The organism is Corallococcus carmarthensis (assembly GCF_003611695.1).
GTDB lineage: Bacteria > Myxococcota > Myxococcia > Myxococcales > Myxococcaceae > Corallococcus > Corallococcus carmarthensis.
In genome coordinates, this window is record NZ_RAWE01000042.1 from 44,747 (window position 1) to 59,047 (window position 14,301).

General features: G+C 70.6%; 11 protein-coding genes. 3 read left to right on the top strand and 8 right to left on the bottom strand.

Annotation, left to right across the window (positions count from 1 at the left end; all coding sequences use genetic code 11):
• Positions 1 to 2: 2 nt before the first annotated feature.
• Positions 3 to 359 carry a four-helix bundle copper-binding protein gene (locus D7X32_RS14395; RefSeq protein ID WP_120528543.1) on the bottom strand — a complete coding sequence of 119 codons (357 nt, stop codon included), beginning with the start codon at positions 357 to 359 and terminating at the stop codon, positions 3 to 5.
• 193 nt (positions 360 to 552) lie between these two features.
• Positions 553 to 1,722 (bottom strand): ribonuclease D, encoded by a 1,170-nt coding sequence (locus D7X32_RS14400; protein WP_120603110.1) that lies wholly within the window; start codon positions 1,720 to 1,722, stop codon positions 553 to 555.
• 65 nt (positions 1,723 to 1,787) lie between these two features.
• Here D7X32_RS14400 and ttcA point away from each other — a divergent pair, with 65 nt between their 5' ends.
• The 3 genes from ttcA to D7X32_RS14415 are packed head-to-tail and all read left to right on the top strand — an operon-like array spanning position 1,788 to position 4,285.
• Positions 1,788 to 2,645: a tRNA 2-thiocytidine(32) synthetase TtcA gene (ttcA, locus tag D7X32_RS14405; RefSeq protein WP_120528545.1), complete on the top strand. Its 858-nt coding sequence runs from the start codon at positions 1,788 to 1,790 to the stop codon at positions 2,643 to 2,645.
• Positions 2,624 to 3,448, top strand: coding sequence for a tellurite resistance TerB family protein (locus D7X32_RS14410; RefSeq protein ID WP_120603111.1), 825 nt, complete (start codon positions 2,624 to 2,626; stop codon positions 3,446 to 3,448). Before ttcA ends, D7X32_RS14410 begins: the two co-directional genes overlap by 22 nt.
• 12 nt (positions 3,449 to 3,460) lie before the next feature.
• Entirely contained in the window at positions 3,461 to 4,285 is an 825-nt protein-coding gene (locus tag D7X32_RS14415) for a phosphate/phosphite/phosphonate ABC transporter substrate-binding protein (protein WP_120603112.1), read from the top strand.
• A gap of 45 nt (positions 4,286 to 4,330) precedes the next feature.
• Here D7X32_RS14415 and D7X32_RS47525 read toward each other — a convergent pair whose 3' ends face one another.
• The 6 genes from D7X32_RS47525 to D7X32_RS14445 all read right to left on the bottom strand — a co-directional run bounded on the left by D7X32_RS47525 (position 4,331) and on the right by D7X32_RS14445 (position 13,967).
• Positions 4,331 to 5,974 (bottom strand): serine/threonine protein kinase, encoded by a 1,644-nt coding sequence (locus D7X32_RS47525; RefSeq protein ID WP_279635584.1) that lies wholly within the window; start codon positions 5,972 to 5,974, stop codon positions 4,331 to 4,333.
• A 122-nt stretch (positions 5,975 to 6,096) separates the two neighbouring features.
• Complete coding sequence (locus D7X32_RS14425) at positions 6,097 to 9,093, bottom strand: choice-of-anchor D domain-containing protein (RefSeq protein ID WP_120603113.1); 2,997 nt, start codon at positions 9,091 to 9,093, stop codon at positions 6,097 to 6,099.
• 237 nt (positions 9,094 to 9,330) lie between these two features.
• On the bottom strand, positions 9,331 to 10,227 hold the full coding sequence (locus tag D7X32_RS14430; protein WP_120603114.1) for an alpha/beta fold hydrolase: 897 nt from the start codon (positions 10,225 to 10,227) through the stop codon (positions 9,331 to 9,333).
• Positions 10,228 to 10,281: 54 nt separating this feature from the next.
• The gene (locus D7X32_RS14435) at positions 10,282 to 10,473 is read right to left on the bottom strand and encodes a hypothetical protein (protein WP_120603115.1); all 192 of its coding nucleotides are present in this window, start codon (positions 10,471 to 10,473) and stop codon (positions 10,282 to 10,284) included.
• A gap of 201 nt (positions 10,474 to 10,674) precedes the next feature.
• The gene (locus tag D7X32_RS14440) at positions 10,675 to 12,594 is read right to left on the bottom strand and encodes an AAA domain-containing protein (protein WP_120603116.1); all 1,920 of its coding nucleotides are present in this window, start codon (positions 12,592 to 12,594) and stop codon (positions 10,675 to 10,677) included.
• 62 nt (positions 12,595 to 12,656) lie between these two features.
• On the bottom strand, positions 12,657 to 13,967 hold the full coding sequence (locus D7X32_RS14445) for a chitosanase (RefSeq protein WP_120603117.1): 1,311 nt from the start codon (positions 13,965 to 13,967) through the stop codon (positions 12,657 to 12,659).
• Between the last annotated feature and the right edge of the window lie 334 nt (positions 13,968 to 14,301).

Below are 14,301 nucleotides of genomic sequence, written 5' to 3' on the forward strand. Positions count from 1 at the left end.
CTCTAGGCCGCGAACACCAGCGGACGGCACGCGCGCGCCAGGTGCAGCGCGTCCCTCGCGAGCGCGTGCGAGGCCGGGTCCTGCGCCTCCAGCCACGCGGCGCGGGCCACCTGGCTTCCCAGTTCGAAGCACAGGCTGGCGGTGCGGCGCGACAGGCGGCTCTCCTTCTGGAGCGCGCGCACGTTCAGCTCGCACAGCTCCGCGCACTGGCGCAGCAGGCGCACCGCGTCGTCGTCCGCCGCGACGCCCTGGGCTGTCAGGCGCGCCATGCCCGCCTCGCAGGCCGTCTGGCACTGCAGGCTCGCGGCGATGCACCGGGAGACCTCTGTCCGCGCCCCGCCTGTCCTGGCTCCCAACATGACCACGCCCTCCCTTTGTGCGGCGTCAAAGGTACGCACTGGCGCCGTTCTCGCAACCGGCACCGGAGGCCCAGATGGGGCTTGAACACCTGCGTTCCGGGGTCATGGACAACGCGCGCGCGAAGAGATGCGCTGCCGCCCCGAGCGATGCAGCCAAATCATACCCGGACTGCCTCGCCGTCGCGGGCGAACGTCAGCTTCCCAGCACCGGAAAGGGCTTGAGCAGCGTCACCAGCTTGTCGCCGTACAACTTGATCCGCTTTTCCCCGAAGTAGGGCAGTTGCGTCAGCTCCGACACGTCCGCGGGCGGCTTCGACGCGAGCGCGTCCATGAGCGGATTGGTGAGCACCACGCTGGGCGTCACCTTGCGCAGCGTGGCCTGTTCGACACGGAAGGCCTTGAGCGCGTCCTCGCGCTTGCGCCGGTGGGGGTCGCGCGGACCCTTGGGCTCACGGTCCAGGTCCAGTTCGCCCCGGGTGGCCTTCTGCTGCAGTTCGCGGATGAGGGCGAGGATGGCGTCGCCGTGCGCGCGCACCACCGCGCCCCGCACGCCGGCCGCGCGCGCCAGGTCCTTGTGCGTGTCCGGCTGCTTCAGGGCCAGGTCGGTGATGGCCATGTTGGACAGCATGCGGCCCATGGGCACGTTGTCCTTCTCCGCCCACTCCAGCCGCTGCTTGTGCAGCCCCTGCGCGATGGCGTGCGCGAGCGCGTACTGCGTCGGAGACAGGCCGCTCTTCGACAGCTTGGGCTTGTACTCGGCGCCCACCTCCGGACGGGCCTCGGCCTCCGCGCACATGCGATCGCAGTCCAGCAGCACCTCTTCCAGGATGTCCGCCTCGCTGCACGCCTGGCGCACCTGGCGGCCCAGCTCGCACAGGTAGCGCACGTCGTTGGCGATGTAGTCGCGCATGCCGGGGGGCAGGGGACGCAGGGAGAAGTCGGACTGCTGGTGCTCCTTCGGCAGCTCCACGCCCAGCCGCTCGCGCGCCAGGTCCGCCAGGCCCACCTTGGGCCACCCCAGGAGCGTCACGGCGCGGTGCGTGTCGAAGAGGCCGCGCACGCGCACGCCCGCCTCCGCGAGGAACTGCAGGTCGCCCTGCGCTGCGTGGAAGTACTTGGTGCGCCCGGGGTCCTCCATCATGGGAGAGAGCAGGCGCGGATCCACGCCCGGCTGGAGCGTGTCGAAGAGGAAGATGTCCGTGTCGGTGCCCAGCTGGAGGAAGCACAGGCGGGCGCGGAAGGCGTGCATGGCGTCCGCCTCCAGGTCCACCGCCAGCTCGGGCGAGGCCTCCAGCATGCGCGTGGCGGCCTCGGCGCCCACGCGGTCCACCACATCCACGGCACCCTGAGGAAAGGTCGGCATCGCGGGGAGCAGGCTAGCGGACCGGCCCGCCCCTTTGACGTGTTTTTTCCCGAACCGCCGCTAGGATGGCCCCGCCGATGAACGACGCCCAACGTCTTGAAAAGAGCCTGCTTGGCCACATGGGCCGGGCCATCGCGGACTTCCGCCTCATCGAGGCCGGGGACCGCATCATGGTGGGCGTGTCGGGAGGCAAGGACTCCTACACGATGCTCCACCTCCTGCGGGAGCTGCAGCGCCGGGCTCCCGTGAAGTTCGACCTGCTGGCCGTGAACCTGGACCAGGGCCACCCGGGATTCCCGGGCCACGTGCTGGAGGGCTACTTCCAGCGCGAGGGCTACGCCTACAAGATGCTGAAGGAGGACACCTACAGCATCGTCCTGGAGAAGACCCCGCCCGGGAAGACGCAGTGCTCGGTGTGCTCGCGCCTGCGCCGGGGCATCCTCTACAACGCCGCCGTGCACCTGGGCTGCAACAAGATCGCCCTGGGCCACCACCGCGACGACCTCATCCACACGATGCTCCTGAACATGTTCTTCGCCGGGAGCCTCAAGGCGATGCCGCCGCTCCTGAAGAGCGACGACGGCCGCAACGTGGTCATCCGGCCGCTGTGCTACGCGCCGGAGAAGGAGATCATCCAGTTCGCGGAGGCGAAGCAGTTCCCCATCATCCCCTGCGACCTGTGCGGGTCGCAGGAGAACCTGCAGCGCAAGCGGATGCAGAAGCTGGTGGAGGACCTGGGCAAGGAGATCCCCAACGTCCGCCAGAGTCTGCTCAACGCGATGTCGAACGTGCGGCCCACGCACCTCTTGGACAAGACGCTGAACCCGGACCCGCTGAACGCGACGGAAGACGGGCCCGCGGTCACCCCCCCCACCACCGACACGCAAGGGAGCGCCAGTCCATGGCTCGAGAGCAGGCAGTAAAGGCGCGCAAGGAGCGCAACGCGGCGCTGGTGGAGGCCATGTTGTTGGCCGCGATGGCGGACGGCGCCGTGTCCCAGCGGGAGATGCAGACGCTGCTGGCGCGCGTGCTGGAGCGCCCGGAGTTCGAGGGCACGCAGTCCGGTGAGCTGAACCTGCTGGTGGAGTCCAGCGCGGTGCGGCTGGCGGAGGCGCGCAACCTGGAGGAGGTCCTCTCCTCGCTGCGCCGGCGGCTGCCGGACCACAAGAACCGGATGCTGGCCTTCGGGCTGGCGGCGGCGGTGGCGCTGGCGGATCAGCGGGCCACGCGCTCGGAGCTGGGGCTGCTCAAGACGTTCCAGGCGGCCCTGGGCATCTCCGAGGACGAGGTGGCGCAGATCATCGACGTCATCGAGCAGGGGGGCAGCCTGTCGGAGGCGCTGGGCGAGCCCCTGGAGCGGCTGTTCGCGGAGGTGATGGTGCTGGTGCTGGCGGCGGATGGCCAGCTCAAGGAAGCGGAGGCCCGGGCGATGGTGGAGAGCTTCGCGGCGGATCCGCTCTTCCAGAACGTGAGCCCGGAGCGGGCGCAGGGCTTCGTCAGCGAGTCGGTGGCGGCGCTGGCGTCGGACGGGCTGCCGCAGCGACTGCATGTGCTGGCGCACGGGCTGGCCACGCACTCGCAGCGGGTGAAGGCGTACCAGCTGGCCACGAAGATCGCCCATGCGTCCGGGCGGACGAGCACCGCGGAGCAGCGCATCCTGGATCTGCTCCAGGCGACGTTCGGTCTGGCCGACGATGAAGTGGCGCGGTTGGACCAGCAAGGGTAAGCAGGGAGTGGCATGACCCCGCAAGTCCCCTCCGGTCCGCGGCACTCCTTCCGTTTCGGCCTGCCGCCGTCCCTGGGCAGCGAGACGGCGCGCGAGCGCGCGGAGCGGCTCGCGTCGTTCCTGCAACGCGCGCTGGGCAAGCTGGTGGAGGTGAGCGTCGCCACCAGCTACGAGACCCTGGCCAAGGACCTGCTGTCCGGGCGCGCGGACGCGGCCTGGGCGCCGCCCTTCGTGTGCGCGCGCATGGAGGCCATGGGTGTGCGCGTGCTGGCGCGAGGGGTGCGCCGGGGCATGTCCAGCTATCGCTCCGCGCTGGTGGGGCGGGCGGGCTCCGGGCTGACGCTGGAGAAGCTGAAGGGCGCCACGGCGGCGTGGGTGGACCGCGATTCGGTGGCGGGCTACCTGCTGCCCAGCGCGTACCTCAAGACGCAGGGGCTGGAGCCTTCGCGGGCGTTCGTGTCGCAGCAGTTCACGGGCTCGTACCAGGGCGCGCTGGAGGCGGTGCTGGAGGGCAGGGCGCAGGTGACCAGCGTCTTCTGTCCGCCGGCCTCCACGGGCCTCACGTTCACCACGGGCGTGGAGGACGTGCTGGGGCCCGGCATGGGCGCGAAGTTCGAGCTCCTGGCGTACACGGACGAGGCCCCCAATGACGGCGTGCCGGTGGCCATGGGGCTGCCCGCGCCGCTGGTGACGGCGCTGGAGGCGGCGCTCCTGGGGTTGCCGGCCACGCCGGACGGGCAGGCGCTGCTGCGCGACATCTTCAACGCGGACCGGTTCGAAGTGGCGCCGCGCATGGGCTACCGCGCGCTGTACCGCGTGGCCCTGGCGAGCCTGTAGGCCGCACGGCCTTCCGGCGCGCACGGTTCCGCCGGAAGCCCGAGCCTACTTGTCGGAATCGGGACCGCTACCGCGAGCAGGGCGGCGCGCGGAGGACACGGAGCCTTCCGTGGCACGGCCCGGCTTCGCGGGCGCCTTGCCTCCGACGGAGTCCTCCGGTGCACGCACGGCCTTCGCCGCGGAACGGCTCCCGGTCGAATCCCCTGAGGCCTTCACGGCCTTCGCTGCGGAACGGCTGGTGGAGCCCTCCGGCGTACGGGCCGGCTTCGAGGCGTCCTCGCGCACGGCTCCGAACTTCGCGGTGGATGAACGGCCCGCCTCCGCGTCGGCGCGCACGGCCTCGTGCTTCGCGGTGGACGCGCGAGCCTTGTCCGCGTCACCCCGCACGGCTTCGTGCTTCGCGGTGGGGCGGCTCGCGTCCTCGTCCGGCAGGGGGCGGGTGTCCGCGAGGCTCACGCCGGTGTTCTCCCGCGTCCTCACGGGCCGGGCCTCCGGGCGGCTCAGTCCGGAGTTCTCCTTCGTGCGCGGCGGCCGCTCCGGCGGATGCCCCACGCTGGAGTCCTCTGGCGACGCGGCGGCCTTCGTCGACGACTGGCTCACCGACGGCTCCGGCGCACGGGGCGGCGTCTTCGCCGGGGCCTGCTGCGCCTTGCTCGAGGACGACGTCGTCCCGGGGGCGGGTGCCTTCGCGGGAGCCGCGCCACCCGGCCGGGCCATCAGGCGCGGGTCGAAGTAGATCATCGTCGGCTCGGCCGCGAAGCGCTCCTCCTCAAGTTCGTCCGCGTACACGTCCCGCATGAACGCGGCCAGGTGCGCGCTGGTGCCGTGCAGCTTCTCCTGCTGGAGGAACTCCTCCAGCGCCAGCTGCAGCTCGCCCGCCGTGGTGAACCGGTCGTCGCGCTTGCGCGCCAGCGCCTTGAAGACGATGGGATCCAACGACTTCGGGATCCCCGGCACCGCCTCCGAGGGGGGAACAATCTTGTGCCCCACGACGGCCTTCAGCGTGGCCATCTCCGTCTCGCGCTTGAACAGGCGCCCGTTCGTCAGCAGCTCGTAGAACACCGTCCCCAGCCCGAACACGTCCGAGCGCGCATCCAGCGGCTCGCCCCGCGCCTGCTCCGGGGACATGTACGCGTGCTTGCCCTTGATGGTGCCCACCACCGTCTGCGACAGCTTCCCCTGCGCCTTCGCCACCCCGAAGTCGATGAGCTTCACGCCGCCGTTGAAGCCCACCAGCACGTTCTGCGGCGACACGTCCCGGTGGATGAGCGACAGCTTCCGGCCGGACGGACTGCGCGCGTTGTGCGCCGCGTCCAGCCCCGCCGCCGCCTCCGCGATGATCCGGCAGCGCAAGCCCAGCGGAAACCCGCCCGGGTGCGCTGACGCGCGCGGCACCAGCGACCCCAATGGCTCGCCGTGCACGTACTCCATCGCGATGTAGTACTGCCCGTCCACGTCCCCCATCTCGTAGATCTGCGCGATGTTGGGGTGGTTGAGCAGCGCCGCGATGCGCGCCTCGTCCAGGAACATCTGGAGGAACTCGTCGTCCTCCGACAGGTGGGGCAACAGCCGCTTCACCACCAGCAGCTTCTGGAAGCCCACCGGCCCCTTCTGCCGGGCAAGGTAGACGGCCCCCATGCCGCCGGTGGCCAGCTTGCGCAGCAATTCATAGCGGCCGAACGTTTCCACTCCGGCCGTGACGATAGCCGCGTCAGCGCGGATCTCAAAAGCCCGAGCACCCCCAAAAACGCGAACCGGGCCGGCCCCGCTCTGGGACCGGCCCGGCCGCGCTGCGTCACGAATCCTTCAGGCTACGGCGTGGGAGCGCAGACGCTGCGGTAGCGGATCTCCACGGCCTGCCCCGGGGTGGGCACCGAGCCCTGCGCGAAGATGATCGCGTTGCGGCCCGCGTCGTAGGTCCACTGATCCGCACCCAGGGTGCGGCCGTTCACGCGCACGCTCATCTCCGCGGTGCCGTCCGGCGTCGCGGTGAGGGGGAAGTCCGCCTGCGGCTCCCCGGCCTGCTGGATGATGGGGTCCAGGAACCCGCGGTAGTCACCCTCGCAGATGGAGCCCACGGAGCCGCCCGTGCCCTTGGCCACCGCGGCGAAGCGGTCCGCGCTGGTGCTCGCGGTGGAGCAGGAGCCGTTGGGGATGAGCGCGTGCAGGTTGCTGCGCTGGGACATGCCCGTGCCCTTCAGCGTCTGGAGGAACTGGATGTAGCTGTCGGGCTCGAAGCCGGAGTGGTCGTCCTCGTCCGCCAGCACCACCACCGCCATGCGGGCCGCGGCGCGGGTGAAGCCCAGGTTGCCGTCGTTGGGCTGCGGGGTGCGGACGTCGTCGGCCTGCTCGGACAGCGGGGCGGACAGGCCCTGGCGCATCGTCTCCAGGCCCTGCACCAGGTTGTGGCACAGGCCCACGTCCAGGTTGGCCTGGATGGTGGCCGCGGCGTTGGTGCTGCCGCCGGACACCACGCGGGCGCGGCTGCCGTCCACCGGGAAGAGCCGGCCGGCCTCACCGCCGTTGGCGCCGCCGCCGCACACCCCCGGGCGCTGCACCAGGCCCGTACTGGTGACACCCACGCGCACGTCCACGTTCAGCTCCTTGGCGCGCTGGAGCCACCCGGGAATCGCGCTGCGCAGGCGCTGCTGGTAGGTGTCCATGGTGGTGGTGTTGGAGACCACGAAGAGCACGTCCAGCTGGCTGTCGGTGCCCTGCGTGAAGCGGTCCACCTGGATGCCCTCGTGGTTGGTCTCCGCCAGCAGCGGGACGAGGAAGCGGTTCGCCTCCGTGTCCGTCTGGAAGTACAGCGGGCTGTAGTGCTGGCCCAGCACGTTGCGGGCGTAGTCCACCTCCATCTCGAAGCCCTCGCCGGGCTGGAGCGTGATGGGCGCCGTCACCGGCGTGATCAGCGAGAACTGCTTCGACGTGCCGTTGCCGATGGTGGCGTCCGCCACGGTGAGCGGCTCGCTGCAGCGGTTGGACAGGAACGTCTTGCGAGGCTTCGCCGGGCAGTCGTAGCGGATGGGCCCGAAGTCCACGAAGGACGGCGTGGCCACCAGGCAGGACGGGTTGGACACCGCGTGGATGGGCAGCGTCACCGTGGGGTAGGCCGGGTTGTTGACGGTGAGCATCAGCTCGCCGTTGAACTCGCCGCCCGTGGTGGGCGCGCGGAAGGCAATCATGGAGCTGAAGGCCGTGTCGTAGAGCACCACGCCGCCGGTGATGGGACCGCCGGGCATGGTGAACACGCCGCCGCCGTCATTGGACAGGTGCACGTTCTTGATGGCGCACTCGGCCCGGCCCGGGTTGCGGAAGTAGAAGCCCAGCACCGCGCCGCGGCCCGGCACCACGTTGGCGAACTCCAGCTTCGGCTGCGGCAGCAGTTCGTAGACGCAGGGACCGGAGGCACGGGCGCGGGCCGTCAGGGTGATGGCGCGCTCGGGCGTGAACAGGTCGTTGGACTGCACGTAGAGCGTCGCGGTGAAGGTGCCCTCGTTCTTGGGCTCGAAGTAGACCTTCAGCTCCAGCGCGTCGTCGCCCGGCTGGATCTGCAGGCCGTTGGCCTCCAGCGCGGGCCAGGTGCCGCCCTTCCAGGTGTAGTTCTGCGTGCCGCGCGTGGGCGTGCCCACGTCGAACTGGACCGCGTCGCCGTCGGCGCGCACGCCGGTGAAGGTGAGGGGGCCGTTGCTGCCCGCGTTGGTGATGCGGATGACCTGCTCCACCTTGCCGCCCACCGGCAGCTCGCCGAAGTCCAGCGCCACCGGGGCCACGGCCAGCGTGGGCCGGCCACCGCGCGCGTCCAGCATCACGCGGGACTCACGCGCCTTGTCGGACGCGTACGCCACCGTGAGGTTGCCCACGTTGGGGCCGGAGAAGCGCGCGGCGAACTCCATGCGCATCTCCACCACCTCGTTCGGCTGCACCGTGGCGCCTTCCGGCTTGGACAGCGGCGAGAAGGCCCGGTCGCTGGTGGCCAGCGTGGAGATGGTCACCGGGCGCCAGGTGATGTTGCGCGCGCGGGTGAAGGACTCGGTGCGCTCGTGCACCGGAATCTCGTCGAAGGGCACGGGCGCCGGGTCGAACACGAAGGCGCTCGCCACGGAGTTGCCCTTCAGGTCCACCACGGACGGGGTGCACGTCTCGCAGGAGACGACCTCCAGCCGGGCGCCCATCTGCCCCAGCGCGCGGGGCAGGTACTTCGTCTTCACCACCTGCGTGCTGTTGGGCGGCACGGTGATGGTGTCCGCCGTGAAGGGGTCCGCCTGGTCGCCCGACACCTTCAGCGTCAGCGGCAGGTCCACCGGGTTGGTGACGGTGACCTCCAGCGTGCGGTCGCTGTCCACCTCCAGCGTCTCGTAGTCCAGCGCCGGCGGGTTCACGCCAATGCGCGTGGGCGTGCCCATGCCCTGCACGGGCAGCTGCTGCAGGGCGCCCACGTTGGCGTCCGTCGTCACGCGCAGCGTCTCCTCCACGGGCCCTTCCTTCAGGGGGTGGAAGCGCACCTTGACGACGTGCGACTCGCCCGGCGGCACGCGTCCGCCACCTTCCGTCAGCTCCACCTGGTACGACGGGTTGTTGCCAATTCCCAGCGCCTCCAGCGCGGAGAAGGGCACGTAGCCGACGTTGCGGATGCGGACCTCCCTCTCACGCCACTCGCCCACCGGCACCTCGCCGAAGTCGAGCGCGTCCATGTCCAGCACCGCCGTGGCCTGTACCCCGCGCGTCTGGTCCTCCTCGTGACACGCCATCGTCCCCGCCACCAAAGACGCCAGCAGGACGACCCGACCCCTCCACCCCATCACCATTGTCCGCTCCCCACCCTTCCCCACCACACGCACACGGATGCCCGGGACACGTGATCCATCTCGGGCTTCCCCTAATCAAGACCCGTGCCGCCTGGGGCTGTCGACCCGTGGGCACCTGAAATCAGGGACTTGGCGGACAGTTCGGCGGCCAAGTGAGCGCTGGAGGGAACCGGGGTGCCCTGGAGGGTGAAAGGTTTTTCCTGACCTTTTGCCAACCTGCACCCCCAACTTTTCAGGTCATGAACCGGACGCTTCCCGATCCGAGCGGGCGTTTCTGGCGACGAACGCCGCGATCGCGTCCGCCACGGCCGCTGGCTGCTCCAGGTGCACATGGTGGCCACCGTCGAAGAAGCGGGGCGGACCGGCCAGCGTGCGCAGGGCGGCCAGCCGCGCCTCCAGGAGCTCCGGGGCGGGGGACAGGCCTTCGGTGCCGCGCAGCAGCTGCACGGGGCACGTGACGGCCGCTTCCAGCGCCAGCCACTGGGCCTCGTCGTAGCCCTGGCCGAAGCGGCGGCGGTGGCGGGGGTCGAAGGTGAAGGCGAAGTCGCCCTCCGCCGTGCGGCGGGTGCCGTGGCTCGCGAAGAGGAGCGCCGCGTCCGGGGAGAGGGTGGGGTTGGCCTGACGCAGGCGCTCCGCGGCGGCCTCCACCGTGGGGTAGCGCTTGCGGTTGGGCGGCCGGCGCGCGTCGTCCAGGAAGCCGCGCAGCCGCTGCACGGCGCCCGCGGCCGGGCCACCGGAGGGGCCCAGGCTCTCGATGAGGGTCAGGCTCAGGACGCGCTCCGGGCGCGCGGCGGCGTACGCGAGCGCGACGATGCCGCCCAGCGAGTGCCCCACCAGGTGCACCGGCGGCAGGGCCAGCCCGTCCAGGGTGGCGTCCACGTCCAGCAGGTGGTCGCTGAAGTGATACGTGGCGCCGGGGCCCGCGTGGCCGCTCTCGCCCATGCCGCGAAAGTCGAGCAGCACCGTGCGCCAGGCTTCGGGCAGGTGCTCACAGAGCGGATCAAAGCTGTGGGAGTGGTCCAGCCAGCCATGCAGGAACAGCACGGCGGGGACACCCTGGGGGCCGCGCTGCCGCACGTGCAGCGGCAGTCCTTCGGCGTCGACGGTGAGGGATTCGAATGCGGCGGCGGGCACGGGTGCCTCCTCGTGCCTTCACGCCTTACTCCGTCCCCCCGGGTGCTGGCGACCCTACGCGACGCTGCTGGACGAAGACGCCGCCGGGCGCGGAGGGCCGCCGGTGTCCGGCTTGCCGAGCACCATGGCCAACTGCCGGGCCTGGCTCTCCGTGGCGCAGCGGTACTCCTGGGTCTTGCCGTTGGGCCGGTCGATCCGAATCACCCAGACGTCATTCTCCTTGGTCACCACAGGCGCTTGAGACATGCATTCCCTCCGTGTTCAGAAAGAGAAGCATCCTTCGTGCCGACGTCTTGGATGGGGCCAAATGCCTGATTTCCGGCCGTCTTCCGAAGCAGGCAACCAGGCAGGTGACAAAATTCGTTCAGCGATGCGACAAATTTCGCGCGCCTGGGTCGCACTCCTTGCGTAGTCCCCAAGGGCAGTCCGCAGTTGTTGGGATGACAATCATGGGTCCGCCGGGTCAGGCCACTCCCAGGCGGAGCGGTAGCCGCCGTCCGTCTGGGTGCCTTCGATGAAGCGCGCGTAGAAGGGGTGGCTGCTGAGGGTGGCGGAGTCGCCCACGACGAACAAGTGCCGGCGGGCGCGGGTGAGGGCCACGTTCATGCGGCGCAGGTCGTTGAGGAAGCCCAGCTGCCCCTCGCTGTTGGAGCGGGTCAGGCTCACCAGGATGGCGTCCTTCTCCCGGCCCTGGAACGCGTCCACGGTGTCCACCTCCACCTCCGGGTGCACGGCCTCCAGCGCCTCGCGCAGGTGGCGGGCCTGGGCGCTGTACGGGGCGATGACGGCGACCTCGCGCGGGGACAGGCCCAGCGCCAGCAGCTGCCGCACGCGGGCGATGACGTAGGTGGCCTCGCCGGGGTTGAGGAGGCTGTGCGTGGTGGGCTCCTCTTCTTCGTCGAAGCCCTTGCCCGCGGTGTCCAGGTAGAGCACGGGCGGGGCGTCCACCTCCGCGCCGGGGTTGAGCACGCTGTTCAGCGTGCGCTCCGCCACGGACGGGTGGGCGCGCAGCTCGCCGCCGTACATCTCCTTGGAGGGGAAGGCCATGATGGCGGCGTTCATCCGGTACTGCTCGCGCAGCATGCGCTTCACGTCGTCGCCGTGGTCCTTCATCAGGCGCTCGAAGAGGCTGACACCCAGGCCCGCCTTCGATGCCTCCTGTGACAGCACGGTGGGCGGCAGCTGCTGCGGGTCTCCGGCGAGCACCACCTTGGGCGCGCGCAGGAAGCCCAGCAGGGCCAGCGGTTCGGTGGCCTGGGTGGCTTCGTCCAGGAGGGCGCGGTCGAACTCCTCGCCCGCGAGCACGCCGGAGCCCAGGCTCGCGAGCGTCACGCACACCACGTCCGCGCGGGCGAGCACGGCCTTCACGGCCTTCTTCTCCAGCTTGCGCGCCTCGTCCATCAGGTCCTTGGCCTCGGCCGTGGAGGAGCGCGCGTTGGAGAAGCGCTCGCGGCTGCGGCCCTGGTTGCGCTGGCGTCGCGCGTAGCCGAAGAGGTCGAAGGCTTCATCGAACAGGTCGCGGCTGACGACGCGGTCCGGGTGCTCCTCCACCACGATGTCCAGCGTGTGCTCCTGCAGGCGGGCGGCGACGCGCGCGGGGTGGCCCACGCGGATGGCGCGCAGGCCCTGCTCCAGGCACAGCTCCAGCAGGTGATCCACCGCGGCGTTGCTGGCCGCGGTGCAGAGCAGGCGCTCTCCGCGCGCGACGGCCTGGGCCGCGACCTCCGCCAGCACGGTGGACTTGCCGGTGCCGGGCGGGCCGTGGACCAGGAAGAAGTCCTCCGCGGCGAGCGCGCGCTTCGCGGCGTCCTGCTGCTCCGGGTTGAGCGGGCGGGTGGGGGTGAAGTCCTTGGTGTTGTCGAAGCGCGGGGGCTCGTTGCCCAGCAGCACCTCGCGCTTGTGCCGCTCCTGGCCCTTGTCCAGGGCCTTCACGCGCTGGAGGCCCGCGCGCACGCGCTCGTAGGTGACGTCGTTGGGGACGACATCCAGGCGCAGCAGGCCTTCGGAGATGTACGCGGGCGGCTCGCGGTCGAAGGCGAGCTGGATGCGGGTGGAGGTGGCGCGCGACACGAGCGCCTTCGCCGGATCCTTCACCTCCGCGCGGCGGGGCAGCACCGCCACGAAGTCGCCGTTGGACAGGCGCGTGGGCAGCTTCCCCCGGTCCGCGCGGGCGAGCGTGAGGAGGATGCGGCCGCCCAGGCCCACCTCCTCCTCGACGGTCTCCAGGTCCAGCACGGACAGGCCCTGCTCCTCGCGCTCGCGCAGGGAGAGCCCCTGGGCGAACGCGGTCGTGCGGGCCTTCTCGGCCTCGCGCTCCTGGGCGAGGAGCGAGGCGAGCTTGTCGAAGAACGAGACGTCACGGGCCATGGCCCTGGTTCATGCCACCCCAGGGCGCCCGCCGTCACGGCCCGTGTGCCGGACCGTCCGGCCTACTGGCAGGAATACGTGTACGAGGCCGGCGTGCTCCAGGTGCCGTCCGGGTTGATGGTGCGCACGGTGTAGCCGCTCGCCGGGTAGCTCGTTCCCCAGCAGTCGCGGGCGCGCACGTCGTTGCGCAGGGCGGTGCCCAGGTCCCAGTTGCCCACGCGGCGCTGCTTCTCGTACGCGGCCACGCGGTCCACCGCGTCCACCCAGGTGGAGTCCCCCGCCAGCACGTCGCGGCGCTTCTCCAGGAACTTCTGGAGCCACGCGCTCTCCGTGATGCCGTTGTAGCCAATCACCGGCGCCACCTGGCCGCTGTTGCCCAGCGCGGTGTTCGCCTTGCGGATGAGGTCCTTCATGCCGTCGAAGCCGTGGTTGATGGACGCGTCGTACAGCGCGGCCTTGGTGAGCGCCTGGGTGAGGCCCCACTTCGCCGCTTCGTTGATGGTGGGCGTGTAATAGAGCGCGTCGCTCACCTGGTCCTGGCACTGCTTGAAGTCCGCCTTCGTGGCGGCGGTGTTGAAGCTGGCCGCCCAGTCCGAGGTCCAGTTGCCCACCGCGTCCAATTCAGACGTGGACGCCTGCGACTGGCCGGTGGACAGGAAGCGGTTGTTGATGACGGTGAGCCCGTTCCAGTACTTCGCCAGGCGGTTGCCATTGGCCTCGGTGCGCAGGGCCCGGTAGCACTGCACCACCTGGATGGCGTCGCCCGTGCCGGTGCAGAAGCCCGCGCGCCCGTTGGTGTAGCCGCGCCCGTCCTGGATGTTCTCCGAATAGGCGTAGTCCAGCGTGGGCGTGTCGTTCTCCCAGATGCTCGTCAGGCCTTCGGCCACCTTCTTCTGGTTCGCGGTGAGGCCGCTGCCGCCGGGGGACGTGCCGCCGCAGCTGTCGGACTGGACCTTCACGTTGGTCGCGGTGAAGGACGTGCTGGAGGTGGTGGAGTAGTTGAACGTGTACGACGCGTTCACCGCCACCGTCAGCGACGACGTGCGCGTGAAGGTGCACGTGCGGCCTGACTGCGTGTGCGTCCAGCCGGGTTGATCATCGTCACACGTCACCCCCGAGGGCACGTCGAGCGCGATGACCGGGTTGGCGATGGCCACCGTCCCCGTGTTCTTGAACACGAGCGTGCCCCAGTAGTCCGGGCCGTCGTACGTGTTCGTCGTCACCGAGTGCGTGCACGCGCCCAGCGCCTGCTCCACCCCGGCCATCGCGGGGGACTCCGAGTCCCCCGCCGCGCCGCAGCCGCTGGCCAGCGCCACCAGCCCCGCCGTGAGGAATGCCCGCCGGCCTGTCATCCACGTCCGTGAACCCGCCATGTGTCCGCCCCCGCTTGGGAAAGGGGATGCCGCTTCGCGCATGCATCCCGGATAGAGCAGAAATAACGGAATTGAATGTGAATCTCCAGCGCTGCCCCGTGGGGTGGGGGGCCTGCGGCTGGAGCGCGGTGTGCCCTGACGTGTGACGGCGCCATCTCCCCTGGACACGCGGTGCTGACGCGGGAGGGGAATGATGGGAGACGGGATGTGGGCGTTGGAGGTGGGGCCGACGGTGTGCTTCCTGGTGGCCTTGCAGTGGGGCGTCCTGTTGCTGCTCGTGTGGAACGGGAAGCGCGGGGTGGAGGCGCGGCGTTGGAGCGGGGCGGTGCTCGTG

What these genes read in the sequence shown, in the direction of transcription:
- D7X32_RS14395 (WP_120528543.1), bottom strand. Translation starts at nt 359, where the DNA reads ATGTTGGGAGCCAGGACAGGCGGGGCGCGGACAGAGGTCTCCCGGTGC.
- D7X32_RS14400 (WP_120603110.1), bottom strand. Translation starts at nt 1,722, where the DNA reads ATGCCGACCTTTCCTCAGGGTGCCGTGGATGTGGTGGACCGCGTGGGC.
- ttcA (WP_120528545.1), top strand. Translation starts at nt 1,788, where the DNA reads ATGGCCCCGCCGATGAACGACGCCCAACGTCTTGAAAAGAGCCTGCTT.
- D7X32_RS14410 (WP_120603111.1), top strand. Translation starts at nt 2,624, where the DNA reads ATGGCTCGAGAGCAGGCAGTAAAGGCGCGCAAGGAGCGCAACGCGGCG.
- D7X32_RS14415 (WP_120603112.1), top strand. Translation starts at nt 3,461, where the DNA reads ATGACCCCGCAAGTCCCCTCCGGTCCGCGGCACTCCTTCCGTTTCGGC.
- D7X32_RS14425 (WP_120603113.1), bottom strand. Translation starts at nt 9,093, where the DNA reads ATGGTGATGGGGTGGAGGGGTCGGGTCGTCCTGCTGGCGTCTTTGGTG.
- D7X32_RS14435 (WP_120603115.1), bottom strand. Translation starts at nt 10,473, where the DNA reads ATGTCTCAAGCGCCTGTGGTGACCAAGGAGAATGACGTCTGGGTGATT.
- D7X32_RS14440 (WP_120603116.1), bottom strand. Translation starts at nt 12,594, where the DNA reads ATGGCCCGTGACGTCTCGTTCTTCGACAAGCTCGCCTCGCTCCTCGCC.
- D7X32_RS14445 (WP_120603117.1), bottom strand. Translation starts at nt 13,967, where the DNA reads ATGGCGGGTTCACGGACGTGGATGACAGGCCGGCGGGCATTCCTCACG.